The 22,759-nt window shown below is 68.1% G+C and carries 35 protein-coding genes; 33 read left to right on the plus strand and 2 right to left on the minus strand.

The window, feature by feature from the left end:
• Positions 1 to 7 precede the first annotated feature (7 nt).
• From rplD to truA, 29 genes are all read left to right on the plus strand, one after another.
• The gene (gene rplD / locus ABD198_RS01935) at positions 8 to 667 is read left to right on the plus strand and encodes a 50S ribosomal protein L4 (protein WP_343997524.1); all 660 of its coding nucleotides are present in this window, start codon (positions 8 to 10) and stop codon (positions 665 to 667) included.
• Positions 667 to 1,086, plus strand: a complete 420-nt coding sequence (gene rplW / locus ABD198_RS01940) for a 50S ribosomal protein L23 (RefSeq protein WP_343997525.1) — start codon at positions 667 to 669, stop codon at positions 1,084 to 1,086. Before rplD ends, rplW begins: the two co-directional genes overlap by 1 nt.
• 49 nt (positions 1,087 to 1,135) lie before the next feature.
• Positions 1,136 to 1,972: a 50S ribosomal protein L2 gene (gene rplB, locus ABD198_RS01945; protein WP_167991126.1), complete on the plus strand. Its 837-nt coding sequence runs from the start codon at positions 1,136 to 1,138 to the stop codon at positions 1,970 to 1,972.
• A 12-nt stretch (positions 1,973 to 1,984) separates the two neighbouring features.
• Positions 1,985 to 2,266, plus strand: coding sequence for a 30S ribosomal protein S19 (gene rpsS / locus ABD198_RS01950; RefSeq protein WP_125496514.1), 282 nt, complete (start codon positions 1,985 to 1,987; stop codon positions 2,264 to 2,266).
• A gap of 42 nt (positions 2,267 to 2,308) precedes the next feature.
• The gene (gene rplV, locus ABD198_RS01955; protein WP_343997526.1) at positions 2,309 to 2,656 is read left to right on the plus strand and encodes a 50S ribosomal protein L22; all 348 of its coding nucleotides are present in this window, start codon (positions 2,309 to 2,311) and stop codon (positions 2,654 to 2,656) included.
• A complete protein-coding gene (gene rpsC, locus ABD198_RS01960; protein ID WP_343997528.1) occupies positions 2,656 to 3,477 on the plus strand; it encodes a 30S ribosomal protein S3 in 822 nt (273 codons plus the stop codon). Before rplV ends, rpsC begins: the two co-directional genes overlap by 1 nt.
• A 5-nt stretch (positions 3,478 to 3,482) precedes the next feature.
• Positions 3,483 to 3,902: a 50S ribosomal protein L16 gene (rplP, locus tag ABD198_RS01965; protein WP_125496511.1), complete on the plus strand. Its 420-nt coding sequence runs from the start codon at positions 3,483 to 3,485 to the stop codon at positions 3,900 to 3,902.
• The gene (rpmC, locus tag ABD198_RS01970; RefSeq protein ID WP_007494763.1) at positions 3,902 to 4,126 is read left to right on the plus strand and encodes a 50S ribosomal protein L29; all 225 of its coding nucleotides are present in this window, start codon (positions 3,902 to 3,904) and stop codon (positions 4,124 to 4,126) included. Before rplP ends, rpmC begins: the two co-directional genes overlap by 1 nt.
• Complete coding sequence (gene rpsQ, locus ABD198_RS01975) at positions 4,126 to 4,410, plus strand: 30S ribosomal protein S17 (RefSeq protein WP_039656223.1); 285 nt, start codon at positions 4,126 to 4,128, stop codon at positions 4,408 to 4,410. The genes rpmC and rpsQ overlap by 1 nt, the downstream gene beginning before the upstream one ends.
• Positions 4,411 to 4,538: 128 nt before the next feature.
• A complete protein-coding gene (gene rplN / locus ABD198_RS01980) occupies positions 4,539 to 4,907 on the plus strand; it encodes a 50S ribosomal protein L14 (RefSeq protein WP_003998823.1) in 369 nt (122 codons plus the stop codon).
• 2 nt (positions 4,908 to 4,909) lie between these two features.
• Positions 4,910 to 5,233, plus strand: a complete 324-nt coding sequence (gene rplX, locus ABD198_RS01985; protein WP_167991129.1) for a 50S ribosomal protein L24 — start codon at positions 4,910 to 4,912, stop codon at positions 5,231 to 5,233.
• Entirely contained in the window at positions 5,233 to 5,790 is a 558-nt protein-coding gene (rplE, locus tag ABD198_RS01990; protein WP_343997529.1) for a 50S ribosomal protein L5, read from the plus strand. The genes rplX and rplE overlap by 1 nt, the downstream gene beginning before the upstream one ends.
• Positions 5,791 to 5,795: 5 nt before the next feature.
• A complete protein-coding gene (locus ABD198_RS01995; RefSeq protein WP_003956452.1) occupies positions 5,796 to 5,981 on the plus strand; it encodes a type Z 30S ribosomal protein S14 in 186 nt (61 codons plus the stop codon).
• Between the two features lie 211 nt (positions 5,982 to 6,192).
• Entirely contained in the window at positions 6,193 to 6,591 is a 399-nt protein-coding gene (gene rpsH, locus ABD198_RS02000) for a 30S ribosomal protein S8 (protein WP_167991133.1), read from the plus strand.
• 24 nt (positions 6,592 to 6,615) lie between these two features.
• Positions 6,616 to 7,155, plus strand: coding sequence for a 50S ribosomal protein L6 (rplF, locus tag ABD198_RS02005; protein WP_167991134.1), 540 nt, complete (start codon positions 6,616 to 6,618; stop codon positions 7,153 to 7,155).
• 3 nt (positions 7,156 to 7,158) lie between these two features.
• The gene (gene rplR, locus ABD198_RS02010; protein ID WP_343997531.1) at positions 7,159 to 7,542 is read left to right on the plus strand and encodes a 50S ribosomal protein L18; all 384 of its coding nucleotides are present in this window, start codon (positions 7,159 to 7,161) and stop codon (positions 7,540 to 7,542) included.
• A 36-nt stretch (positions 7,543 to 7,578) separates the two neighbouring features.
• Positions 7,579 to 8,184 carry a 30S ribosomal protein S5 gene (rpsE, locus tag ABD198_RS02015; protein ID WP_014674381.1) on the plus strand — a complete coding sequence of 202 codons (606 nt, stop codon included), beginning with the start codon at positions 7,579 to 7,581 and terminating at the stop codon, positions 8,182 to 8,184.
• 2 nt (positions 8,185 to 8,186) lie between these two features.
• Entirely contained in the window at positions 8,187 to 8,369 is a 183-nt protein-coding gene (gene rpmD / locus ABD198_RS02020) for a 50S ribosomal protein L30 (RefSeq protein WP_004984515.1), read from the plus strand.
• Positions 8,370 to 8,371: 2 nt separating this feature from the next.
• Positions 8,372 to 8,827: a 50S ribosomal protein L15 gene (gene rplO / locus ABD198_RS02025; RefSeq protein ID WP_167991139.1), complete on the plus strand. Its 456-nt coding sequence runs from the start codon at positions 8,372 to 8,374 to the stop codon at positions 8,825 to 8,827.
• A gap of 243 nt (positions 8,828 to 9,070) precedes the next feature.
• On the plus strand, positions 9,071 to 10,384 hold the full coding sequence (secY, locus tag ABD198_RS02030; RefSeq protein ID WP_343997532.1) for a preprotein translocase subunit SecY: 1,314 nt from the start codon (positions 9,071 to 9,073) through the stop codon (positions 10,382 to 10,384).
• Entirely contained in the window at positions 10,384 to 11,046 is a 663-nt protein-coding gene (locus ABD198_RS02035; RefSeq protein WP_343997533.1) for an adenylate kinase, read from the plus strand. The genes secY and ABD198_RS02035 overlap by 1 nt, the downstream gene beginning before the upstream one ends.
• Before the next feature lie 180 nt (positions 11,047 to 11,226).
• On the plus strand, positions 11,227 to 12,063 hold the full coding sequence (gene map / locus ABD198_RS02040) for a type I methionyl aminopeptidase (RefSeq protein WP_167991145.1): 837 nt from the start codon (positions 11,227 to 11,229) through the stop codon (positions 12,061 to 12,063).
• 151 nt (positions 12,064 to 12,214) lie between these two features.
• The gene (gene infA / locus ABD198_RS02045; protein ID WP_003948620.1) at positions 12,215 to 12,436 is read left to right on the plus strand and encodes a translation initiation factor IF-1; all 222 of its coding nucleotides are present in this window, start codon (positions 12,215 to 12,217) and stop codon (positions 12,434 to 12,436) included.
• Positions 12,437 to 12,498: 62 nt separating this feature from the next.
• On the plus strand, positions 12,499 to 12,612 hold the full coding sequence (rpmJ, locus tag ABD198_RS02050) for a 50S ribosomal protein L36 (RefSeq protein ID WP_003974245.1): 114 nt from the start codon (positions 12,499 to 12,501) through the stop codon (positions 12,610 to 12,612).
• Positions 12,613 to 12,799: 187 nt separating this feature from the next.
• Complete coding sequence (gene rpsM / locus ABD198_RS02055; RefSeq protein WP_167991146.1) at positions 12,800 to 13,180, plus strand: 30S ribosomal protein S13; 381 nt, start codon at positions 12,800 to 12,802, stop codon at positions 13,178 to 13,180.
• 66 nt (positions 13,181 to 13,246) lie between these two features.
• The gene (rpsK, locus tag ABD198_RS02060; protein ID WP_125496499.1) at positions 13,247 to 13,651 is read left to right on the plus strand and encodes a 30S ribosomal protein S11; all 405 of its coding nucleotides are present in this window, start codon (positions 13,247 to 13,249) and stop codon (positions 13,649 to 13,651) included.
• Positions 13,652 to 13,862: 211 nt separating this feature from the next.
• Positions 13,863 to 14,885 carry a DNA-directed RNA polymerase subunit alpha gene (locus ABD198_RS02065; protein ID WP_167991148.1) on the plus strand — a complete coding sequence of 341 codons (1,023 nt, stop codon included), beginning with the start codon at positions 13,863 to 13,865 and terminating at the stop codon, positions 14,883 to 14,885.
• A 184-nt stretch (positions 14,886 to 15,069) separates the two neighbouring features.
• The gene (gene rplQ, locus ABD198_RS02070; RefSeq protein ID WP_343997534.1) at positions 15,070 to 15,579 is read left to right on the plus strand and encodes a 50S ribosomal protein L17; all 510 of its coding nucleotides are present in this window, start codon (positions 15,070 to 15,072) and stop codon (positions 15,577 to 15,579) included.
• Between the two features lie 78 nt (positions 15,580 to 15,657).
• Positions 15,658 to 16,512 (plus strand): tRNA pseudouridine(38-40) synthase TruA, encoded by an 855-nt coding sequence (gene truA / locus ABD198_RS02075; protein ID WP_343997536.1) that lies wholly within the window; start codon positions 15,658 to 15,660, stop codon positions 16,510 to 16,512.
• A gap of 127 nt (positions 16,513 to 16,639) precedes the next feature.
• On the opposite strand, the gene ABD198_RS02080 is transcribed toward truA, so the two are convergent.
• The gene (locus tag ABD198_RS02080; protein ID WP_343997537.1) at positions 16,640 to 17,521 is read right to left on the minus strand and encodes a hypothetical protein; all 882 of its coding nucleotides are present in this window, start codon (positions 17,519 to 17,521) and stop codon (positions 16,640 to 16,642) included.
• A gap of 298 nt (positions 17,522 to 17,819) precedes the next feature.
• Here ABD198_RS02080 and ABD198_RS02085 point away from each other — a divergent pair, with 298 nt between their 5' ends.
• The 4 genes from ABD198_RS02085 to glmM all read left to right on the plus strand — a co-directional run bounded on the left by ABD198_RS02085 (position 17,820) and on the right by glmM (position 21,476).
• Complete coding sequence (locus ABD198_RS02085; RefSeq protein ID WP_343997538.1) at positions 17,820 to 18,569, plus strand: hypothetical protein; 750 nt, start codon at positions 17,820 to 17,822, stop codon at positions 18,567 to 18,569.
• A 251-nt stretch (positions 18,570 to 18,820) separates the two neighbouring features.
• Entirely contained in the window at positions 18,821 to 19,264 is a 444-nt protein-coding gene (rplM, locus tag ABD198_RS02090; RefSeq protein WP_167991155.1) for a 50S ribosomal protein L13, read from the plus strand.
• A 42-nt stretch (positions 19,265 to 19,306) separates the two neighbouring features.
• Positions 19,307 to 19,819 carry a 30S ribosomal protein S9 gene (gene rpsI, locus ABD198_RS02095; RefSeq protein WP_167991157.1) on the plus strand — a complete coding sequence of 171 codons (513 nt, stop codon included), beginning with the start codon at positions 19,307 to 19,309 and terminating at the stop codon, positions 19,817 to 19,819.
• Positions 19,820 to 20,117: 298 nt separating this feature from the next.
• Positions 20,118 to 21,476 carry a phosphoglucosamine mutase gene (gene glmM / locus ABD198_RS02100; RefSeq protein WP_343997539.1) on the plus strand — a complete coding sequence of 453 codons (1,359 nt, stop codon included), beginning with the start codon at positions 20,118 to 20,120 and terminating at the stop codon, positions 21,474 to 21,476.
• A 239-nt stretch (positions 21,477 to 21,715) separates the two neighbouring features.
• Here glmM and coaA read toward each other — a convergent pair whose 3' ends face one another.
• Entirely contained in the window at positions 21,716 to 22,705 is a 990-nt protein-coding gene (gene coaA / locus ABD198_RS02105; RefSeq protein ID WP_343997540.1) for a type I pantothenate kinase, read from the minus strand.
• Positions 22,706 to 22,759 lie beyond the last annotated feature (54 nt).

The following is a 22,759-nucleotide window of genomic DNA, read 5'->3' on the forward strand; positions in this document are numbered from 1 at the left end:
GTAACCGATGAGCACTGTTGACATCCTTTCGCCGGCGGGCGACAAGGCCGGTACCGTCGAGCTCCCCGCGGAGATCTTCGGCGTTGAGAAGGTCAGCGTTCCGCTGATCCACCAGGTCGTCGTCGCGCAGCTGGCCGCTGCCCGCCAGGGCACCCACAAGACGAAGACGCGCGGCGAGGTCCGCGGCGGTGGCAAGAAGCCGTACCGCCAGAAGGGCACCGGCCGCGCCCGCCAGGGTTCGACGCGTGCGCCGCAGTTCGCCGGCGGTGGCGTGGTCCACGGCCCCGTGCCGCGCGACTACTCGCAGCGCACCCCGAAGAAGATGAAGGCTGCCGCTCTGCGTCACGCCCTCACCGACCGGGCGCGTCACAACCGCATCCACGTCGTCACCGGCGTGATCGAGGGCGACAAGCCGTCCACGAAGGCCGCGAAGAGCCTGTTCGGCAAGATCAGCGAGCGCAAGAACCTGCTCCTGGTCGCCGACCGCTCCGACGAGCTCGCGTGGCTGTCCGCCCGCAACCTGCCCCAGGTGCACATCCTGGAGCCGGGCCAGCTGAACACGTACGACGTTCTCGTCTCGGACGACGTGGTCTTCACCAAGGCCGCTTTCGAGTCCTTCGTCGCCGGCCCGAACAAGGCCAACGACAACGAAGGGAGCGAGGTCTGATGGCTGCCCGTCACCCCTCGATCGCCTCGAAGGCCGCCAAGGCGGCCAAGGCTGCGCGCGTCGCCAAGGCCCGCCGTCACGCCACCGAGGGCAAGAACACCGTCGTCACCCCGGCCAGCAAGGCGTACACGGACCCCCGTGACGTGCTGCTGAAGCCGGTGGTGTCCGAGAAGAGCTACGCGCTCATCGACGAGAACAAGTACACGTTCCTCGTCGACCCGCGTGCCAACAAGACCCAGATCAAGGAGGCCGTGCAGTCGGTCTTCTCGGTCAAGGTCACCGGGGTCAACACGATCAACCGCGTCGGCAAGCGCAAGCGGACCCGCGCGGGCTTCGGCCAGCGTGCCGCCACCAAGCGCGCGATCGTGACCCTCGCCGAGGGCGACCGTATCGACATCTTCGGCGGTCCGACCGCGTAAGCGGGCGGGATCGTCCAGATTTCGGAATTCTTCCGAGGACTGAGAGACAATGGGTATCCGCAAGTACAAGCCGACGACTCCGGGCCGTCGTGGCTCCAGCGTCGCCGACTTCGTCGAGGTCACGCGGTCCACGCCGGAGAAGTCGCTGGTCCGTCCCCTGCACAGCAAGGGCGGCCGTAACAATTCCGGTCGTGTGACCGTCCGCCACCAGGGCGGTGGCCACAAGCGCGCCTACCGCGTGATCGACTTCCGTCGTCACGACAAGGACGGCGTGCCGGCGAAGGTCGCGCACATCGAGTACGACCCCAACCGCACCGCGCGCATCGCGCTCCTGCACTACGCGGACGGCGAGAAGCGCTACATCCTCGCGCCGCGTGGCCTGAACCAGGGCGACCGCGTGGAGAACGGCCCCGGGGCCGACATCAAGCCGGGCAACAACCTCGCCCTGCGCAACATCCCGGTCGGTACGACGCTGCACGCCATCGAGCTGCGTCCCGGCGGCGGCGCCAAGTTCGCCCGCTCCGCCGGCGCCTCGGTGCAGCTGCTCGCGAAGGAGGGCTCCATGGCCCACCTGCGCATGCCGTCCGGCGAGATCCGCCTGGTCGACGTCCGCTGCCGCGCCACTGTCGGCGAGGTCGGCAACGCCGAGCAGAGCAACATCAACTGGGGCAAGGCCGGCCGCAAGCGGTGGCTGGGCGTCCGCCCGACCGTCCGCGGTGTCGTCATGAACCCGGTCGACCACCCGCACGGTGGTGGTGAGGGCCGCACCTCCGGTGGCCGCCACCCCGTGTCCCCGTGGGGCAAGAAGGAAGGCCGTACTCGTTCGCCCAAGAAGGCGTCGAACAAGTACATCGTCCGCCGCCGCAAGACGAACAAGAAGCGCTAAGGACGGGTTGAGATGCCTCGTAGCTTGAAGAAGGGACCCTTCGTCGACGACCACCTGATGAAGAAGGTGGACGCCCAGAACGAAGCCGGTACCAAGAACGTCATCAAGACCTGGTCCCGCCGCTCCATGATCGTCCCGGCGATGCTCGGCCACACGATCGCGGTGCACAACGGCAAGACCCACATCCCGGTGTTCATCACCGAGTCGATGGTCGGCCACAAGCTCGGCGAGTTCTCGCCGACCCGCACCTTCCGGGGCCACGTCAAGGAAGACCGGAAGTCGAAGCGCCGCTAGGCGCGGATCGCAACAGACACGTAAGTAACTGGAAGGACAACCATGGAAGCCAGGGCCCAGGCGCGGTACATCCGCGTCACGCCCATGAAGGCCCGCCGTGTGGTGGACCTCATCCGTGGCATGGACGCCACGGAGGCCCAGGCCGTCCTGCGATTCGCTCCGCAGGCAGCCTCGGTTCCGGTGGGCAAGGTGCTCGACAGCGCCATTGCCAACGCCGCGCACAACTACGACCACACGGACATCGACAGCCTCTACGTCTCCGAGGCCTACGTCGACGAGGGCCCGACCCTGAAGCGGTTCCGTCCGCGCGCCCAGGGCCGCGCCTACCGGATCCGCAAGCGGACCAGCCACATCACCGTGGTCGTCAGCAGCAAGGAAGGAACCCGGTAATGGGCCAGAAGGTAAACCCGCACGGGTTCCGGCTCGGTGTCACGACCGACTTCAAGTCGCGTTGGTACGCCGACAAGCTGTACAAGGACTACGTCAAGGAAGACGTCGCCATCCGCCGGATGATGACGTCCGGCATGGAGCGCGCCGGCATCTCCAAGGTCGAGATCGAGCGCACCCGTGACCGTGTGCGTGTGGACATCCACACCGCTCGTCCGGGCATCGTCATCGGCCGCCGTGGTGCCGAGGCCGACCGCATCCGCGGCGACCTCGAGAAGCTCACCGGCAAGCAGGTCCAGCTGAACATCCTCGAGGTCAAGAACCCCGAGACCGACGCTCAGCTCGTGGCCCAGGCCGTCGCCGAGCAGCTCTCCTCCCGCGTCTCCTTCCGCCGGGCCATGCGCAAGAGCATGCAGTCCGCGATGAAGGCCGGCGCCAAGGGCATCAAGATCCAGTGCGGTGGCCGCCTCGGCGGCGCCGAGATGTCCCGCTCGGAGTTCTACCGCGAGGGCCGCGTGCCCCTGCACACGCTCCGCGCGAACGTGGACTACGGCTTCTTCGAGGCCAAGACGACCTTCGGCCGCATCGGTGTGAAGGTCTGGATCTACAAGGGCGACGTCAAGAACATCGCCGAGGTCCGCGCCGAGAACGCTGCCGCCCGTGCGGGCAACCGCCCGGCCCGCGGCGGCTCCGACCGCCCGGCCCGTGGCCGCGGTGGCGAGCGGCGCGGTCGCAAGCCGCAGCAGCAGGCTCCGGCCGCCGAGGCTCCCAAGGCCGAGGCGCCCGCCGCCGCTCCGGCTGAGAGCACCGGAACGGAGGCCTGACCGACATGCTGATCCCCCGTAGGGTCAAGCACCGCAAGCAGCACCACCCCAAGCGCACCGGCCTGTCCAAGGGTGGCACGCAGGTTGCGTTCGGCGAGTACGGCATCCAGGCGCTGACCCCGGCCTATGTCACGAACCGCCAGATCGAGGCGGCTCGTATCGCCATGACCCGTCACATCAAGCGTGGCGGCAAGGTCTGGATCAACATCTACCCGGACCGCCCGCTCACCAAGAAGCCGGCCGAGACCCGCATGGGTTCCGGTAAGGGTTCTCCGGAGTGGTGGGTGGCCAACGTCAAGCCCGGACGCGTCATGTTCGAGCTGTCGTACCCCAACGAGAAGATCGCCCGTGAGGCGCTGACTCGTGCGGCCCACAAGCTGCCGATGAAGTGCCGGATCGTCAAGCGCGAGGCAGGTGAAGCGTGATGTCGGCCGGTACCAAGGCGTCCGAGCTGCGCGAGCTGGGCAACGAGGAGCTTCTCGCGAAGCTCCGCGAGGCCAAGGAAGAGCTGTTCAACCTCCGCTTCCAGGCGGCCACGGGTCAGCTCGAGAACCACGGCCGTCTCAAGGCGGTCCGCAAGGACATCGCCCGGATCTACACCCTCATGCGTGAGCGTGAGCTCGGCATCGAGACGGTGGAGAACGCCTGATGAGCGAGAGCAACGTGACTGAGAACAAGGAAGCACGCGGATTCCGCAAGACCCGTGAGGGTCTGGTCGTCAGCGACAAGATGGACAAGACCGTCGTCGTCGCCGTCGAGGACCGCGTGAAGCACGCGCTGTACGGCAAGGTCATCCGCCGTACCAACAAGCTCAAGGCGCACGACGAGCAGAACGCCGCGGGTGTCGGCGACCGCGTCCTCCTGATGGAGACCCGGCCGCTGTCCGCGACCAAGCGCTGGCGCGTCGTCGAGATCCTCGAGAAGGCCAAGTAGGTATTTCGCGCAAGCGAAATCCAGCAAATACGCCTGCGGGGCAAACCCCGCAGGACAGTTCCGCCAGGCTCCGGGAGCCGCTCGCGTGAGCGGCTCCCGGGGAACCGGCAGACATTCAGGAGATAGACGTGATCCAGCAGGAGTCGCGACTGCGTGTCGCCGACAACACGGGTGCGAAGGAGATCCTCTGCATCCGTGTGCTCGGTGGCTCCGGTCGCCGCTACGCGGGTATCGGTGACGTCATCGTCGCCACCGTCAAGGACGCGATCCCCGGTGGCAACGTGAAGAAGGGTGACGTCGTCAAGGCGGTCATCGTTCGCACCGTCAAGGAGCGCCGCCGTCCGGACGGCTCGTACATCCGCTTCGACGAGAACGCCGCCGTCATCCTCAAGAACGACGGCGACCCTCGTGGCACCCGTATCTTCGGCCCCGTCGGCCGTGAGCTGCGCGAGAAGAAGTTCATGAAGATCATCTCCCTCGCGCCGGAGGTGCTGTGAGCATGAAGATCAAGAAGGGCGACCTGGTCCAGGTCATCACCGGCAAGGACAAGGGCAAGCAGGGCAAGGTCATTGCCGCTTACCCGCGCGAGCAGCGTGTCCTGGTCGAGGGTGTCAACCGGGTCAAGAAGCACACCAAGGCCGGTCCGACGGCTCGCGGTTCGCAGGCCGGTGGCATCGTGACCACCGAGGCGCCGATCCACGTGTCCAACGTCCAGCTTGTCGTCGAGAAGGACGGCAAGAAGGTCGTGACCCGCGTCGGCTACCGCTTCGACGAAGAGGGCAACAAGATCCGCGTTGCCAAGCGGACGGGTGAGGACATCTGATGACGACCACCACCACTCCGCGCCTGAAGACGAAGTACCGCGAGGAGATCGTCGGCAAGCTGCGTGACGAGTTCAAGTACGAGAACGTCATGCAGGTGCCGAACCTCGTCAAGATCGTGGTCAACATGGGTGTGGGCGACGCCGCCCGCGACTCCAAGCTGATCGAGGGCGCCATCCGCGACCTCGCCACGATCACCGGTCAGAAGCCGGCCGTCACCAAGGCCCGCAAGTCCATCGCGCAGTTCAAGCTGCGTGAGGGGCAGCCGATCGGTGCCCATGTCACGCTCCGTGGCGACCGCATGTGGGAGTTCCTGGACCGCACCCTGTCGCTCGCGCTGCCGCGCATCCGCGACTTCCGCGGCCTGTCCCCCAAGCAGTTCGACGGCCGTGGCAACTACACCTTCGGTCTCACGGAGCAGGTCATGTTCCACGAGATCGACCAGGACAAGATCGACCGCGTCCGGGGTATGGACATCACCGTGGTGACCACGGCGACCAACGACGAAGAGGGCCGTGCCCTTCTCCGTCACCTCGGCTTCCCGTTCAAGGAGGCGTGAGCGAGATGGCGAAGAAGGCTCTGATCGCAAAGGCTGCTCGCAAGCCCAAGTTCGGTGTGCGTGCGTACACCCGCTGCCAGCGCTGCGGCCGCCCGCACTCCGTGTACCGCAAGTTCGGCCTCTGCCGCGTGTGCCTTCGTGAGATGGCTCACCGCGGCGAGCTGCCGGGCGTGACCAAGAGCTCCTGGTAATCCCGGTAATCAGGGATTTCAGGGCTCTCGGTAAGCAGAGGGTTCGGTCAGGGGCCCACCCCTCCATGGCTTAGGCTAGGAGGGTTGGGTGCCCTGACGCCCGTACGACTTACTACGCCGTAGGTCCACCGCGCCGCACCCGTCCCGTCTCGGATCGGGGAGAGGGATGGCGCACCAGGAAACCCCGGCGAGAGAGGCCGAAGGCCAATTCATGACCATGACTGATCCGATCGCAGACATGCTGACGCGTCTGCGGAACGCGAACGCGGCGTACCACGACTCGGTGTCGATGCCGCACTCCAAGATCAAGTCGCACATCGCGGAGATCCTCCAGCAGGAGGGCTTCATCACGGGCTGGCGCGTCGAGGACGCCGAGGTCGGCAAGAACCTCGTCATCGACCTGAAGTTCGGCCCGAACCGTGAGCGCTCCATCGCGGGCATCAAGCGGATCTCCAAGCCCGGTCTCCGGGTGTACGCGAAGTCCACCAACCTGCCGAAGGTGCTGGGTGGCCTCGGCGTGGCGATCATCTCCACGTCGCACGGGCTCCTCACCGACAAGCAGGCCGGCAAGAAGGGCGTGGGTGGGGAAGTCCTCGCCTACGTCTGGTAGCAGAAGGGAACGGAGGAAACAGCTGTGTCGCGTATCGGCAAGCTCCCCATCGCGGTTCCCGCCGGCGTGGACGTCACCATCGACGGCCAGACGGTCACGGTCAAGGGCCCCAAGGGCACGCTGACCCACACCGTCGCGGCGCCGATCGAGATCGCCAAGGGCGAGGACGGCGTGATCAACGTCACCCGCCCCAACGACGAGCGTCAGAGCAAGGCCCTTCACGGCCTGTCCCGCACGCTGGTGGCGAACATGATCACCGGCGTGACCCAGGGTTACGTGAAGAAGCTCGAGATCAGCGGTGTCGGTTACCGCGTTGTCGCCAAGGGTTCGAACCTGGAGTTCTCCCTCGGCTACAGCCACCCGATCACGGTCGAGGCCCCCGAGGGCATCACCTTCAAGGTGGAGTCCCCGACCCGGTTCTCGGTCGAGGGCATCGACAAGCAGAAGGTCGGCGAGGTTGCGGCCAACATCCGCAAGCTGCGCAAGCCCGACCCGTACAAGGCCAAGGGCGTCAAGTACGAGGGCGAAGTCATCCGCCGCAAGGTCGGAAAGGCGGGTAAGTAAGCCATGGCATACGGGCAGAAGATCCTCAAGGGCGACGCCTACAAGCGTGCTGCTGTCAAGCGTCGTCACATCCGGATCCGCAAGAAGGTCGCCGGCACCCCCGAGCGTCCTCGCCTGGTCGTGACTCGTTCCAACCGCCACATCGTGGCGCAGGTGATCGACGACCTGAAGGGGCACACCCTGGCGTCGGCGTCCTCCCTGGACGCGTCGATCCGCGGTGGCGAGGGCGACAAGTCCGCGCAGGCCAAGCAGGTCGGCGCCCTGGTCGCCGAGCGTGCCAAGGCCGCCGGTGTCGAGGCCGTCGTGTTCGACCGTGGTGGCAACCAGTACGCCGGGCGCATCGCCGCCCTGGCCGACGCCGCCCGCGAAGCCGGGCTCAAGTTCTGAGCCGCTTGTAGCTAGCGGAAAGAGAGAGGTAATCCAATGGCTGGACCCCAGCGCCGCGGAAGCGGTGCCGGTGGCGGCGAGCGGCGGGACCGGAAGGGCCGTGACGGCGGCGCTGCTGCCGCCGAGAAGACCGCGTACGTCGAGCGCGTCGTCGCGATCAACCGCGTCGCCAAGGTTGTGAAGGGTGGTCGTCGCTTCAGCTTCACCGCGCTGGTCGTGGTGGGCGACGGTGACGGCACCGTGGGTGTCGGATACGGCAAGGCCAAGGAGGTGCCGGCCGCCATCGCCAAGGGCGTTGAGGAGGCCAAGAAGCACTTCTTCAAGGTCCCCCGGATCCAGGGCACCATTCCGCACCCGATCCAGGGTGAGAAGGCTGCCGGCGTCGTGCTGCTCAAGCCCGCCTCGCCCGGTACCGGTGTGATCGCCGGTGGCCCGGTGCGTGCCGTGCTCGAGTGCGCCGGTATCCACGACGTGCTGTCGAAGTCGCTCGGCTCCGACAACGCCATCAACATCGTGCACGCGACCGTGGAGGCCCTGAAGGGCCTGCAGCGTCCCGAGGAGATCGCGGCCCGCCGCGGTCTGCCGCTCGAGGACGTCGCCCCCGCGGCTCTGCTGCGTGCGCGTGCCGGGGTGGGTGCGTAATCATGGCGCAGCTGAAGATCACGCAGGTCAAGTCCTACATCGGCAGCAAGCAGAACCACCGTGACACCCTGCGTTCGCTTGGCCTGAAGAAGGTCAACGACGTGGTCGTCAAGGAGGACCGCCCCGAGTTCCGCGGCATGGTGCACACCGTCCGCCACCTCGTGACGGTCGAGGAGGTCGACTGATCATGGCGGAGCAGAACCCGCTGAAGATCCACAACCTCCGTCCCGCCCCGGGCGCCAAGACCGCCAAGACCCGTGTCGGTCGTGGTGAGGCGTCGAAGGGTAAGACGGCCGGTCGTGGTACGAAGGGTACGAAGGCCCGCTACCAGGTTCCGGAGCGCTTCGAGGGCGGCCAGATGCCGCTGCACATGCGCCTCCCGAAGCTGAAGGGCTTCAAGAACCCGTTCAAGACCGAGTACCAGGTCGTGAACCTCGACAAGCTGGCCGCCCTCTACCCCGAGGGTGGCGAGGTCACCGTCGAGGACCTGGTGGCCAAGGGTGCCGTTCGCAAGAACGCGCTCGTCAAGGTGCTCGGCCAGGGCGAGATCTCTGTGGCGCTGCAGGTGACGGTCGACGCCGTCTCCGGCTCCGCCAAGGAGAAGATCACCGCCGCCGGCGGTACCGTCACCGAGCTCGTCTGAACCCATCAGGCGTCTTGATGACCTGAGCGATCCCGACCGGGGATGCCCCACAAATGGGGCATCCCCGGTCGGTCGTTCCTAGGGCGGCAGTCTCGCCGGTAAGGTGACCTGCACTGCCCTCTTTTCCCGGGCGCCTCTTGCGGGGCACTCGGGGCGGCAGTTGACCGTTACGTATTCGTCCTTAGTCGGAATCTCAAGACCGTCACCCTTGACGCAGTTGCGCGGGGGGTCGCAGGAGGCACCGTGCTCACCGCGTTCGCCCGGGCGTTCAAGACGCCCGACCTGCGCAAGAAGCTGCTCTTCACGCTCGGCATCATCGTGGTGTACCGGGTCGGTACGCACATCCCGATCCCAGGTGTCGACTACCGCAACGTCCAGACCTGTATCGACGCGGCCGAGGCCAACCAGGGCCTGTTCGGTCTGGTCAACATGTTCAGCGGTGGCGCGCTGCTCCAGATCACGATCTTCGCGCTGGGCATCATGCCGTACATCACGGCGAGCATCATCCTGCAGCTGCTGACCGTGGTGATCCCGCGCCTGGAAGCCCTGAAGAAGGAGGGCCAGGCCGGTACGGCGAAGATCACGCAGTACACGCGCTACCTGACGGTGGCGCTCGCGATTCTCCAGGGAACGGGTCTGGTGGCCACCGCCCGCAGCGGCGCGCTCTTCTCGGGCTGCCCGGTCGCGAGCCAGATCGTCCCGGACCAGTCGATCTTCGTCACCATCACCATGGTTATCACCATGACCGCCGGTACCGCCCTGGTGATGTGGCTCGGTGAGCTCATCACCGACCGCGGCATCGGCAACGGCATGTCGATCCTGATGTTCATCTCGATCGCCGCGACCTTCCCCTCCTCCCTGTGGGCCATCAAGGAGCAGGGCAGCCTGGCCGACGGCTGGATCGAGTTCGGCACGGTCATGCTGGTGGGCTTCGTCATGGTCGGCCTGGTGGTCTTCGTGGAGCAGGCCCAGCGCCGCATCCCGGTCCAGTACGCCAAGCGCATGATCGGCCGCCGTTCCTACGGTGGTACGTCCACCTACATCCCGCTGAAGGTGAACCAGGCCGGTGTGATTCCGGTCATCTTCGCGTCGTCCCTGCTCTACATCCCGGCGCTGATCGCCCAGTTCTCCAGCGGGAACGCGGGCTGGAAGACCTGGATCGAGAAGAACCTGGTCGCGACGGATGCGCCCATCCACGTGACGCTGTACTTCCTCCTGATCGTCTTCTTCGCCTTCTTCTACGTGGCCATCTCCTTCAACCCCGAAGAAGTCGCCGACAACATGAAGAAGTATGGTGGCTTCATCCCGGGCATCCGGGCTGGCCGACCGACCGCTGAGTACCTCAGCTATGTACTCAACCGGATCACCTGGCCGGGTTCGCTGTACCTGGGCCTGATCGCTCTCGTGCCGACAATGGCGTTGGCTGGTTTTGGGGCAAACCAGAACTTCGTGTTCGGAGGGACCAGCATCCTGATCATCGTGGGTGTGGGTCTCGAGACCGTGAAGCAGATCGAGAGCCAGCTCCAGCAGCGCAATTACGAAGGGTTCCTCCGCTGATGCGAATCGTCCTCGTCGGGCCGCCGGGTGCTGGAAAGGGTACGCAGGCCACCCGCCTTGCCGAGAAGCTGCGCATCCCGCACATTTCCACCGGTGACCTGTTCCGGGCCAACATCAGCCGGCAGACCGAGCTGGGCAAGCTCGCGAAGTCCTATATGGACGCCGGCAACCTCGTTCCGGACGAGGTCACCATCGCCATGGCCAAGGACCGCATGGAACAGCCCGACGCAGAGTGCGGCTTCCTGCTGGACGGCTTCCCCCGCAATGTGTCGCAGGCCGAAGCACTGGACGAACTGCTGAAGACCGAGAGCATCCAGCTGGACGCGGTCCTCGACCTGGAAGCCCCCGAGGACGAGGTCGTCAAGCGGATCGCCGGACGGCGGATCTGCCGCAAGGACTCCAGCCATGTGTTCCACGTGTCGTACAGCCCGCCCAAGAAGGAGGGCGTGTGCGACGTCTGCGGCGGTGGGCTGTACCAGCGCGACGACGACACCGAGGAGACGGTGCGCACGCGCCTGGAGGTCTACCACACGCAGACCGAGCCGATCATCGACTACTACAAGGCACAGGGCCTCGTGGTGACGATCTCGGCGCTCGGCGCGGTGGACGAGGTCACCGAGCGCGCGCTGGAGGCGCTGGAGGCGCTCAAGCGCGACAAGTAGAAACGCTCCGCGCTCGTTGCAGCCGCGGTCCGCTCACGGCGGGCCGCGGCTGCGGCGTGGCGGGGGCAGGGGGCGCCGCGGGGCGCCCCAAGGGGCCGTGGACGCGGGCTTCGCCCGTGCGGGTGCCCGTATCGTTGGTGACGACAGACTCTCTTCCGGTCCAGAAAGGCCGTAGCCCCCATGGTGCAGATCAAGAGCCCTGAGCAGATCGCCAAGATGCGCGAGGCGGGGCTGGTCGTCGCTGCTATCCACGCGGCCACCCGGGAGGCGGCCGTCCCCGGGGCGACCACCAAGGATCTGGACCAGGTCGCCCGGAAGGTGCTCGCGGAGCACAACGCCAAGCCGAACTTCCTCGGCTACGGCGGTTTCCCGGCCACCATCTGCACCTCGGTGAACGAGGTCGTGGTGCACGGCATCCCCTCCGACGACGTCGTCCTCAAGGACGGGGACATCATCTCCATCGACTGCGGCGCGATCGTCGACGGCTGGCACGGCGACGCCGCGTACACGGCGTTCGTCGGCTCCGGTCACGCTCCGGAGCTGATCGAGCTGTCCCGCGTCACCGAGGAGTCGATGTGGGCCGGCATCGCGGCGATGAAGCAGGGCAACCGCCTGGTCGACATCTCCCGCGCCATCGAGACCTACATCCGCCGCCAGCCCAAGCCCGGCGGCGGCCGCTACGGGATCATCGAGGACTACGGCGGCCACGGCATCGGCACCGAGATGCACATGGACCCGCACCTGCTGAACTACGTCGACCGGCGCCGGGGCAAGGGCCCCAAACTGGTCCCCGGCTTCTGCCTGGCCATCGAGCCGATGGTGAGCCTGGGCACACCGAAGACGGTCGTCCTGGAGGACGAGTGGACCGTGGTGACCACGGACGGCACCTGGTCCTCGCACTGGGAGCACTCCGTCGCCCTCACCGAGCAGGGCCCGCTGGTCCTGACCGCGCCCGACGGCGGCAAGGCCAAGCTCGCCGAGTACGGCATCACGGCCGCCCCCGATCCGCTCGGTTAAGGATCAGCCGGGTGGGGCAGACTTCCCCGATTCGTCTTTCCGGGTGCGCTGACGTAGACTGACTCGTCGGCTCTGGTGCACCCGCATGTCCGCATGCACTCAAGCGGTGCTCGCAGGAGTCGATCAAGGTAGTCGATTCGAAGGGCGAAGCGTGGCCAAGAAGCAAGGTGCCATCGAGATCGAGGGCACTGTCGTCGAGTCTCTGCCGAACGCCATGTTCAAGGTCGAGCTCCAGAACGGCCACCAGGTCCTGGCACACATCAGCGGCAAGATGCGTATGCACTACATCCGCATCCTCCCTGACGACCGGGTCGTGGTGGAGCTGTCTCCGTACGACCTGACGCGTGGCCGGATCGTCTACCGCTACAAGTAGATCTTGCCCACGTCCCGCGTCAGCGGGGCCGCCGGCAACTGACCCGGAGAACCTCACATCCCATGAAGGTCAAGCCGAGCGTCAAGAAGATCTGCGACAAGTGCAGGGTGATCCGCCGTCACGGCCGGGTCATGGTCATCTGCGACAACCCGCGCCACAAGCAGCGCCAGGGCTGACGCACGACCTGCCCTCTGCCTTCCGCAGAGATTCGCGCGACGCGAGCTGAATATGTACATACGCAGGGCCCGAGCCGCACGCGGCTCGACACCCCCGGTTCGGAGGCCGGGGACCCAGTTCGTACCTGGTACGGCGGCTGGGAGCCGGTCCTGTGGAAGACCTCCGACAACCAACTGGAGCCATTGAATGGCACGCGTTTCCGGTGTTGACATCCCGCGCGACAAGCGCGTGGAGATCGCCCTCACCTACGTGTTCGGCATCGGCCGGACCCTTTCGAAGCAGACGCTGGCGGCGACCGGCGTCGACCCCAACACCCGCGTCCGCGACCTGACCGAAGAGCAGCTGGTCGCCATCCGCGAGTACGTCGACAACAACATCAAGACCGAGGGTGACCTCCGTCGCGAGATCCAGGCCGACATCCGCCGCAAGGTCGAGATCGGCACCTACCAGGGTCTGCGTCACCGTCGCGGTCTGCCCGTCCGCGGTCAGCGCACCAGCACCAACGCGCGTACCCGCAAGGGCCCGCGTCGCGCCATCGCCGGCAAGAAGAAGCCGGGCAAGAAGTAGTCCTCAGCGGACTTCGCCGTCCAGCGGTCTTCGCTGTAGGACCGACCACCTCCCGTAGGAGTACAGATGCCCCCCAAGGGACGTCAGGGCGCGACCAAGAAGGTGCGCCGCAAGGAAAAGAAGAACGTCGCTCACGGCCACGCCCACATCAAGAGCACGTTCAACAACACCATCGTTTCGATCACCGACCCGAGCGGCAACGTGATCTCCTGGGCCTCCGCCGGCCACGTCGGCTTCAAGGGCTCCAGGAAGTCCACGCCGTTCGCCGCGCAGATGGCCGCCGAGTCGGCCGCCCGCCGCGCCCAGGAGCACGGCATGCGCAAGGTCGACGTGTTCGTCAAGGGCCCGGGCTCCGGTCGTGAGACCGCCATCCGGTCCCTGCAGGCCACGGGCCTCGAGGTCGGCTCCATCCAGGACGTCACCCCGACCCCGCACAACGGCTGCCGGCCGCCGAAGCGCCGCCGCGTCTGACCCGACGCGAGGATCCTCCCCGCCGGTGCGGGGGTGATCGTCGCCGTCGCGCAGGACGTGCGCGTCGTCACGGTCCGTGGTTCCGGGCGGTACGGCCGAGTCATATCGGCCGTATCGCCCGTTACCCTTGCAGTACCCGCATCTGTCACCGGTGCGGTTTCCGTCGGGCGTCATATAGCGGTCGCCCACGAATGAAGGATCTGATCCACACATGCTGATCGCTCAGCGTCCCTCGTTGACCGAAGAGGTCGTCGACGAGTTCCGCTCCCGGTTCGTGATCGAGCCGCTGGAGCCGGGCTTCGGTTACACCCTCGGCAACTCCCTGCGCCGTACCCTCCTGTCGTCGATCCCCGGTGCGGCTGTCACCAGCATCCGGATCGACGGTGTCCTGCACGAGTTCACCACCGTGCCGGGCGTCAAGGAGGACGTCACCGACCTGATCCTCAACATCAAGCAGCTGGTCGTCTCCTCCGAGCACGACGAGCCCGTGGTGATGTACCTGCGCAAGCAGGGCCCGGGTCTGGTCACCGCCGCCGACATCGCGCCGCCCGCCGGTGTCGAGGTGCACAACCCCGACCTGGTTCTGGCGACCCTCAACGGCAAGGGCAAGCTGGAGATGGAGCTGACGGTCGAGCGTGGCCGCGGTTATGTCTCCGCCGTCCAGAACAAGCAGGTCGGCCAGGAGATCGGCCGGATCCCGGTCGACTCGATCTACTCGCCGGTGCTCAAGGTCACCTACAAGGTCGAGGCCACCCGAGTCGAGCAGCGCACGGACTTCGACAAGCTGATCGTCGACGTCGAGACCAAGCAGGCGATGCGTCCGCGCGACGCCATGGCCTCCGCCGGTAAGACGCTGGTCGAGCTGTTCGGCCTCGCCCGCGAGCTGAACATCGACGCCGAGGGCATCGACATGGGTCCGTCCCCGACGGACGCCGCCCTCGCCGCCGACCTGGCGCTGCCGATCGAGGAGCTCGAGCTCACCGTCCGGTCGTACAACTGCCTCAAGCGCGAGGGCATCCACTCCGTGGGCGAACTCGTCGCGCGCAGCGAGGCCGACCTCCTCGACATCCGCAACTTCGGTGCGAAGTCGATCGACGAGGTCAAGGCGAAGCTGGCCGGCATGGGCCTGGCCCTGAAGGACAGCCCGCCCGGATTCGACCCGACCGCCGCCGCGGACGCCTTCGGGACGGACGACGACGCGGACTCCGGGTTCGTGGAGACCGAGCAGTACTGAGAGCTCGGGACTTCCGGTCCGTACTCGGGTGCGGGTGCGCCGTGCTTGATCGCGCAGTTCCCCGCGCCCCTTCCGGGCACGGCCCCTTTCGGGGCCTGTGCCCGGATCTCCGACAGGCGACCGCCTGCTCGGATACTGACCCCGGTACCTGATACGGCCGGGGCAGACACCTAGGAGAAACACGATGCCGAAGCCCACCAAGGGTGCCCGTCTGGGCGGCAGTGCCGCGCACGAGAAGCTGATGCTCGCGAACCTCGCGAAGTCGCTGTTCGAGCACGGCCGCATCACCACCACCGAGGCGAAGGCCCGCCGTCTGCGGCCGTACGCCGAGCGCCTGATCACCAAGGCGAAGAAGGGCGACCTTCACAACCGCCGCCAGGTGCTCCAGGTCATCACGGACAAGAGCGTCGTGCACACGCTCTTCACCGAGATCGGCCCGCGGTACGAGAACCGTCCAGGTGGCTACACCCGCATCACCAAGATCGGTAACCGCCGTGGCGACAACGCGCCCATGGCCGTGATCGAGCTGGTCGAGGCGCTGACGGTGCAGCAGAAGGCGGTCGGCGAGGCCGAGGCCGCCACCAAGCGTGCGGTCAAGGAGGACGCCCTCAAGAAGGAGGAGGCCACCACCGAGGCCAAGTCCGACGAGGCGCCCGCCGCCGAGGAGTCGGCCGAGGAGTCGAAGGACGCGTAAGGGTTCTTCGATTCCAGTGGCGGGCCCGCTCCGGTTTCCGGAGCGGGCCCGCTTCGCTGCTCCTGAGAGAATTCGTACGTGAGTGATGAAGTAGCGCCTGGACACGTCCGTATTCGTCTCGACCTGTCCTACGACGGGACCGACTTCTCCGGCTGGGCCAAGCAGGCCGGGGGGCGGCGGACCGTGCAGGGGGAGATCGAGGACGCGCTGCGGACCGTCACCCGGTCCCGGGAGACCTACGAGCTGACCGTCGCCGGACGCACCGACGCCGGAGTGCACGCCCGGGGACAGGTGGCCCATGTCGACCTGCCCGAGAGCGTGTGGCGCGAGCACCACGAGAAGCTGCTCAAGCGCCTCGCCGGGCGGCTGCCCAGGGACGTGCGGGTGTGGGCCCTGCGCGAGGCCCCCAGCGGCTTCAACGCGCGGTTCTCGGCCATCTGGCGCCGCTACGCCTACCGGGTCACCGACAACCCCGGAGGCGTCGACCCGCTGCTGCGCAACCACGTCCTCTGGCACGACTGGCCGCTCGACGTGGACGCCATGAACGAGGCCGCCCGCGGGCTGCTCGGCGAGCACGACTTCGCCGCCTACTGCAAGCGGCGGGAGGGCGCCACCACCATCCGCACCCTGCAGGAACTGAGCCTGGTGCGCGGCGACGACGGCATCATCACCGCCACCGTGCGGGCGGACGCCTTCTGCCACAACATGGTGCGCTCGCTGATCGGGGCGCTGCTGTTCGTGGGGGACGGGCACCGGCCGCCGGACTGGCCCCGCAAGGTCCTGGACGCGGGCGTACGGGACTCGGCCGTGCATGTGGTGCGGCCGCACGGGCTGACCCTGGAGGAGGTCGGCTACCCGGCGGACGAACTGCTGGCCGCGCGCAGCAAGGAGGCCCGCAACAAGCGGACGCTGCCGCCGCGGGGCTGCTGCTGAAATCTCCGGGGGCTCCTGAGGTGGTCTCCGGTGAGCGCTTCGGAGAGGCGTGAGGGCCGGTTTCCGTCCCCGTCGGGGCGGGGCCGGCCCTCGGTGCGCCTGCTCGTGCGCGCCTGCTCGTGCGCGGCTACTCGTTCGCCGCTGCCGACGCCTGGGCCTCGCCCCGGCGGCGGATCTGACGGAATGTGAACTCGGCGAGGTCGTCGCCGGTCGAGAAGACGACCTTGTCCTTGGTCGTCACGTCCTTGCCGTTGGTGAAGCCGGCCAGGGTGAAGTAGGCGTAACGGCCGTAGGAGTTGATGGTGGAACGGCACACCGCGCCGTCGCAGAACTCCTTGACCCCGCCGCCCGCCAGGGACTTGATGATGCTCTTCTTGTCGGCCTGCTTCTTGGCCTTGAGCGCCTGCGCCTCGGTGTCGAAGACCGCCACGCCGACCGTCACCGCCACGTTGTCCTTGGTGTAGCTGACGCGCATCAGGCGGGTGCAGTCGTTGTCGGTGAGCACCTTGGGCAGCGTCGCCTTCGCGGCCGACGCGCAGTTGCGGGTGTCCGCCGTGGGCCCCTTCTTGTACACCGTCTCACCCATGGTGAGCTGGGTGCCGGGGAAGAGGATGTCGGGCCCGAGCGGCGCCCGGTCCTTCTTGACGTCGGAGATGAAGTCCTTCGGGTCCAGCGGTGGCGGCGCACTGGTGGGTGCGAACGACGGCACCGTGCCGGTCGCGCTCGGTATGTCGGCGGCGCCGGGCAGCTGGGAGGACGGGCCGCCCGCGGTCTCGTTGCCGCCGCCGGCGGAGACCACGGCCAGCGCCACCGCCGTGCCTATCGCGATGGTCGCGAGCGCGCCGCCGCCTATGAACAGCAGCCGTCGCCGCCTGGCGCGGGCCTCGGAGGCCTCGGCGAGCGCGGCCCAGTCGGGGGACTGGCCGGAGCTGCCGCTGTTCCAGGGCTGCTGAGAATGCGGTTTCCAGGGATCCCACTGTTGCTGAGAGCCCCCCTGCCCATAACTCATGGGGCGCATCTTAGACGGGCTCCAGGGCGTGCTGGTCCGCCCCAACGGGCCGCGGAGCCCGTAGCGTTACGCCCGTGGTGAGGCGCAAATGCGACATCTCCGGGTGGTTGGTGCGACCGGCCGGCGGGGCCCCGTGGACGGGGTCCGGTGCGGTGCTGAACGCGCCGACGGCACGCGCGGTGCGTGTGACCTCGGACGGGGCCCGGACGGCCGGTCCGTGCAGCGGTGTGCGACGGATCGGCGGCCGGTCGCGGTGCCGGGTCTGATCGCGGCGGCGGCCGCGGAACCGTTCCTGTTCGTGCATCTCACGTCCTGGGACGGCCGGCCGGTCCTCGCCGGCCCGGCGCTTCCGCTGTGCCTGCTGCCGGCGAGCCGGGGCCGGTGGGTGACGGCGGGTGCGCTGACCGGAGTGATCGTCGTACTGGAGCCGCTGCTCGCGCCGGTGGCGCTGCTGTTCCTCTTCGCGCGCCGGTGGCGGGCGCTGGCCGTGCTGATCGTGGTGTCGGGGGCTGTATCAAGCGCGGTTTCCGGGGCTGTGCCGGTCCCGCCGGGGTTGCCGCGGGCGCCCGCCGAATGGATCTGCCCGCTCGTGGCGGCGGCCGGGGTCCTGGGCGCGTACCGGCGCTGGAGTGCGGGGGACGCCGGGCCGCTGCGGCTGGTCGAGACGGCCACCGGGCTGATGCTCTCGGCGCTGCTGGTCTCCCGGCCGTCGTACGAGCGCTCCCTGCTGATCGTCGGGCCCCTGCTGCTCGCCGGGGCACGGTACGCCGGATCGGCGGCGCGGCGGCCCTGGATCTGGCTGGCGCTGGTGCCGCAGCTGCCGGGACTGCCCCTGCCGGGGCTCGCGCGGGGAAGGCGGCCGGCCTGGCGCGGCGCCCTTACGCTCTGTGTACTGACGGGGCCCTCTCCGCCGGACGCCGGCTGCGCGGGGCCGCCCGGTGGTGGTCGGCCCTCGAGCGACCGGACCCTGCGTGCGACGACGCAGCTCCGCGGGCCCCCGCTCCCGTGGCCCGTGGCTGTGCGGCAGCCGGCCCACCAGGGGCTTTAGAATCCAAGGAGTGCGTGCAGTCCGCGCAGGCCGCCTCGTTTTGACCCGTCCGGCCGAGCGTGGGTATTCTGCATGTTCGTTATGTGTATTGGCTTGCTCATTCTCACGTGAGGGGCCCTTACACCGGTCCACCGGGCCGATGACCAGCGACCAGCACGCGGCTTGCGTCACCGCAGTGCGGTCAGGGCTGTCGTGATCGCCTTCGGTGACCTTGTCAGGACCATTCACTGAAGAAGCAAAGGCTACGAACCGTGCGTACGTACAGCCCCAAGCCCGGCGATGTGACGCGCCAGTGGCACGTCATCGATGCCCAGGACGTCGTCCTGGGCCGTCTGGCCTCCACTGCTGCCTCCCTCCTGCGTGGCAAGCACAAGCCGATCTACGCACCGCACGTCGACACCGGTGACTTCGTCATCATCATCAACGCCGACAAGGTGCACCTCTCCGGCAACAAGCGGACCCAGAAGATGGCGTACCGCCACTCCGGCTACCCGGGTGGTCTGCGCTCCGTCCGTTACGACGAGCTGCTCGAGAAGAACCCCGAGAAGGCCATCGAGAAGGCCGTCAAGGGCATGCTGCCCAAGAACTCCCTGGGCCGTCAGATGCTCTCGAAGCTGAAGGTCTACTCGGGCGACCAGCACCCGCACGCTGCTCAGCAGCCGGTGCCGTTCGAGATCAGCCAGGTCGCGCAGTAAGTCCGGCCACCCCCTAAGACTGAAGAGAATCTGAGGAGAATCGTGGCCGAGACCACTGCTGAGCAGCCGCTCGAAGAGCTTGACATCGACAGCTACACCACCGAGTCCGAGGCCCCCGTCGAGGGCGAGTACACCTCGGAGTCCATGGCGTCCCGCTTCGGCGAGCCCCAGCCGGCCGCCGGCCTGGGCCGCCGCAAGAACGCCATCGCCCGCGTCCGGATCGTCCCGGGCACCGGCAAGTGGAAGATCAACGGTCGCACCCTCGAGGACTACTTCCCGAACAAGGTGCACCAGCAGTCCGTGAACGAGCCCTTCAAGGTGCTCGAGCTCGAGGGCCGCTACGACGTCATCGCGCGCATCTCCGGCGGCGGTGTCTCCGGTCAGGCCGGCGCGCTCCGTCTGGGTGTCGCCCGTGCGCTGAACGAGGCGGACGTCGACAACAACCGTGGCCCGCTGAAGAAGGCCGGCTTCCTGCGCCGCGACGCCCGTGCGGTCGAGCGGAAGAAGGCCGGTCTGAAGAAGGCCCGCAAGGCTCCGCAGTACAGCAAGCGCTAAGTCACGCGCCTGCCTGTACTCCGAACGCCCCGGCGGCACGCCACTGTGCTGCCGGGGCGTTCGTGTTTCACTGACGTGGGCGTATGACGTCACCATGCGCTCAGCGGCTAATGTGATCGGATGGTCGTGCTGCCCGCCCCGGCGGGCCGCCCAGGGCCGGGCCGCTCCGGATGCCGCCGGCTGCCGGGCGATGCGGAGCCGCACTCGCATCGCGACCTCGCGACCGTCCAGCGCCTCGGCACCCCTACCGACGCCGCCACGGCGCGGTTTCGATACTGATGCTTCCTCAGGAGGACAAGTGGGACGACTCTTCGGCACGGACGGCGTGCGCGGTGTCGCCAACGCGGACCTGACCGCGGAGATGGCCCTCGGCCTCTCCGTGGCCGCCGCGCACGTGCTGGCCGAGGCGGGCACGTTCGAAGGGCACCGGCCCACGGCGGTGGTCGGGCGCGATCCGCGCGCCTCCGGGGAGTTCCTGGAGGCCGCCGTCGTCGCCGGTCTGGCCAGCGCCGGTGTGGACGTGCTGCGGGTCGGCGTGCTGCCCACGCCCGCCGTCGCCCACCTGACCGCCGCGCTCGGCGCCGACCTCGGGGTGATGCTCTCCGCGAGCCACAACGCCATGCCCGACAACGGCATCAAGTTCTTCGCCCGCGGCGGCCACAAACTCGCCGACGAGCTCGAGGACCGCATCGAGGCCGTCTACGAGGAGCACCGCACCGGCGCGCCCTGGGACCGGCCGACCGGCGCCGGCGTGGGCCGCGTGCGGGACTACCACGAGGGCCTCGACACCTACGTCGCCCACCTCGTCGGCGTCCTGCCGAACCGGCTCGACGGGCTGAAGATCGTCCTCGACGAGGCGCACGGCGCGGCCTCCCGGGTGTCGCCGGAGGCGTTCAGCCGGGCCGGAGCCGAGGTCGTCACCATCGGTGCCGACCCCGACGGGCTCAACATCAACGACGGCTGCGGCTCCACCCACCTGGACAAGCTCAAGGCGGCCGTCGTCGAGCACGGCGCCGACCTCGGCATCGCGCACGACGGGGACGCCGACCGCTGCCTGGCCGTGGACCACACCGGCGAGGAGGTCGACGGGGACCAGATCCTCGCCGTGCTCGCGCTGGCGCTGCGGGAGCGGGGCGCGCTGCGCTCGGAGACCGTCGTGGCGACGGTGATGTCGAACCTCGGTTTCAAGCTGGCGATGGAGCGCGAGGGCATCCAGCTGGTGCAGACCGCCGTCGGCGACCGGTACGTCCTGGAGGAGATGAAGGAGCGGGGCTACGCGCTCGGCGGCGAGCAGTCCGGGCATGTCATCGTGCTCGACCACGCCACCACCGGCGACGGCACGCTCACCGGTCTGCTGCTGGCCGCGCGGGTCGCCCAGACGGGCCGCACGCTGCGCGAGCTGGCCTCGGTGATGGAGCGGCTGCCGCAGGTGCTGATCAACGTTCCGGACGTGGACAAGTCGCGGGTGAAGACCTCGCCGGAGCTGGCGGCGGCCGTGGCCGAGGCGGAGCGGGAGCTCGGCGAGACCGGCCGGGTGCTGCTGCGCCCCTCCGGGACCGAGCCGCTGGTGCGGGTGATGGTCGAGGCGGCCGACAGCGACCAGGCCCGCACCGTCGCGGGCCGGCTCGCCGACGCGGTGAAGTCCGCGCTCGGCTAGTCTGCGGGTCAGCCGGTACCGGCCGTCGCCGACCAGCCCGCCGTTGCCCCAGCTGTCCGGCGCGTCCGACATGCCGCCGCCAGTCGCCTCGGGGTCGGACGGGGCCCGCCGCCCGGATCGTCCTGCTCGACGACGGGGCACTGCTTCCTTCCCGGGGTTTCCTGGGGTCCTCCCGGGTTCCCGGTGGGTCCTCCGGTGGTTTCCCTGGAGGGAAGCGGTGCCCCGATTTCTTATGACCCTTACAGCTTGCGCAGGCTCAGGCGCTGCACCTTGTGGTCCGGGCCCTTGCGCAGCACCAGGGTGGCCCGGCCCCGGGTGGGGGCGATGTTCTCGACCAGGTTGGGCTTGTTGATGGTCCGCCACATCGTGCGGGCGTAGTCCAGGGCCTCCTCCTCGGAGACCTGCGTGTACTTGCGGAAGTACGAGGACGGGTTCTGGAACGCGGTCTCCCGCAGCCGCTTGAAGCGGTCGAGGTACCAGCGCTCGATGTCCTCGGGGCGGGCGTCCACGTACACGCTGAAGTCGAAGTAGTCGGCGAGACCGACCCGGGTGCGGCCGTCCTTGCCCGGCAGGGCCGGCTGCAGGACGTTCAGCCCCTCGACGATCAGGATGTCCGGCCGGCGCACGACGAGCTTCTCGTCGGGCACGATGTCGTACTTCAGATGCGAGTACACCGGCGCGGTGACCTCGTCCTTGCCGGCCTTGATGTCGGCGACGAACCGGGTGAGCGCGCGGCGGTCGTACGACTCCGGGAACCCCTTGCGCGACATCAGGCCGCGGGCCTGGAGCTCCTTGGTCGGCAGCAGGAACCCGTCCGTGGTCACCCGCTCGACCCGGGGGTGCTCGGGCCAGCGCGACAGCAGGGCGCGCAGCAGCCGGGCCACGGTCGACTTGCCGACGGCGACGGAACCGGCGACCCCTATGACGAACGGTGTGCCCGACTGGGAGCCCTGCTCGCCCAGGAAGGTGTTCAGCGCTCCGCGCAGGCCGTCGGTGGCCTTGACGTAGAGATTGAGCAACCGGGACAGCGGCAGGTAGATGTCCCGCACCTCGTCGAGGTCGATGACGTCACCGAGACCGCGCAGCTGTTCGACCTCCTCGGCGGTGAGCGGCAGCGGCGTCTTGTCGCGCAGCGCACTCCATTCGGCGCGGGTGAGATCGACGTAGGGAGTCGTCTCCGGCCGCTGCCGGTGGGCGCTCCGGGGTGTCGAGGAGACCTGTGAGATCACAGTCCATTGTTATCGCTGTTTGAACGCGATGGCGGGTGGGGTGTGTCACGTCAG

It is taken from the genome of Streptomyces thermocarboxydovorans (assembly GCF_039524635.1).
Taxonomy (GTDB): Bacteria; Actinomycetota; Actinomycetes; order Streptomycetales; family Streptomycetaceae; genus Streptomyces; species Streptomyces thermocarboxydovorans.

Bases quoted from the DNA above. Each gene is read 5' to 3' on its own strand.
- rplD (WP_343997524.1), top strand. From the start codon at position 8: ATGAGCACTGTTGACATCCTTTCGCCGGCGGGCGACAAGGCCGGTACC.
- rplW (WP_343997525.1), top strand. From the start codon at position 667: ATGGCTGCCCGTCACCCCTCGATCGCCTCGAAGGCCGCCAAGGCGGCC.
- rplB (WP_167991126.1), top strand. From the start codon at position 1,136: ATGGGTATCCGCAAGTACAAGCCGACGACTCCGGGCCGTCGTGGCTCC.
- rpsS (WP_125496514.1), top strand. From the start codon at position 1,985: ATGCCTCGTAGCTTGAAGAAGGGACCCTTCGTCGACGACCACCTGATG.
- rplV (WP_343997526.1), top strand. From the start codon at position 2,309: ATGGAAGCCAGGGCCCAGGCGCGGTACATCCGCGTCACGCCCATGAAG.
- rpsC (WP_343997528.1), top strand. From the start codon at position 2,656: ATGGGCCAGAAGGTAAACCCGCACGGGTTCCGGCTCGGTGTCACGACC.
- rplP (WP_125496511.1), top strand. From the start codon at position 3,483: ATGCTGATCCCCCGTAGGGTCAAGCACCGCAAGCAGCACCACCCCAAG.
- rpmC (WP_007494763.1), top strand. From the start codon at position 3,902: ATGTCGGCCGGTACCAAGGCGTCCGAGCTGCGCGAGCTGGGCAACGAG.
- rpsQ (WP_039656223.1), top strand. From the start codon at position 4,126: ATGAGCGAGAGCAACGTGACTGAGAACAAGGAAGCACGCGGATTCCGC.
- rplX (WP_167991129.1), top strand. From the start codon at position 4,910: ATGAAGATCAAGAAGGGCGACCTGGTCCAGGTCATCACCGGCAAGGAC.
- rplE (WP_343997529.1), top strand. From the start codon at position 5,233: ATGACGACCACCACCACTCCGCGCCTGAAGACGAAGTACCGCGAGGAG.
- ABD198_RS01995 (WP_003956452.1), top strand. From the start codon at position 5,796: ATGGCGAAGAAGGCTCTGATCGCAAAGGCTGCTCGCAAGCCCAAGTTC.
- rpsH (WP_167991133.1), top strand. From the start codon at position 6,193: ATGACCATGACTGATCCGATCGCAGACATGCTGACGCGTCTGCGGAAC.
- rplR (WP_343997531.1), top strand. From the start codon at position 7,159: ATGGCATACGGGCAGAAGATCCTCAAGGGCGACGCCTACAAGCGTGCT.
- rpsE (WP_014674381.1), top strand. From the start codon at position 7,579: ATGGCTGGACCCCAGCGCCGCGGAAGCGGTGCCGGTGGCGGCGAGCGG.
- rpmD (WP_004984515.1), top strand. From the start codon at position 8,187: ATGGCGCAGCTGAAGATCACGCAGGTCAAGTCCTACATCGGCAGCAAG.
- rplO (WP_167991139.1), top strand. From the start codon at position 8,372: ATGGCGGAGCAGAACCCGCTGAAGATCCACAACCTCCGTCCCGCCCCG.
- ABD198_RS02035 (WP_343997533.1), top strand. From the start codon at position 10,384: ATGCGAATCGTCCTCGTCGGGCCGCCGGGTGCTGGAAAGGGTACGCAG.
- map (WP_167991145.1), top strand. From the start codon at position 11,227: ATGGTGCAGATCAAGAGCCCTGAGCAGATCGCCAAGATGCGCGAGGCG.
- rpmJ (WP_003974245.1), top strand. From the start codon at position 12,499: ATGAAGGTCAAGCCGAGCGTCAAGAAGATCTGCGACAAGTGCAGGGTG.
- rpsM (WP_167991146.1), top strand. From the start codon at position 12,800: ATGGCACGCGTTTCCGGTGTTGACATCCCGCGCGACAAGCGCGTGGAG.
- rpsK (WP_125496499.1), top strand. From the start codon at position 13,247: ATGCCCCCCAAGGGACGTCAGGGCGCGACCAAGAAGGTGCGCCGCAAG.
- ABD198_RS02065 (WP_167991148.1), top strand. From the start codon at position 13,863: ATGCTGATCGCTCAGCGTCCCTCGTTGACCGAAGAGGTCGTCGACGAG.
- rplQ (WP_343997534.1), top strand. From the start codon at position 15,070: ATGCCGAAGCCCACCAAGGGTGCCCGTCTGGGCGGCAGTGCCGCGCAC.
- ABD198_RS02080 (WP_343997537.1), bottom strand. From the start codon at position 17,521: ATGAGTTATGGGCAGGGGGGCTCTCAGCAACAGTGGGATCCCTGGAAA.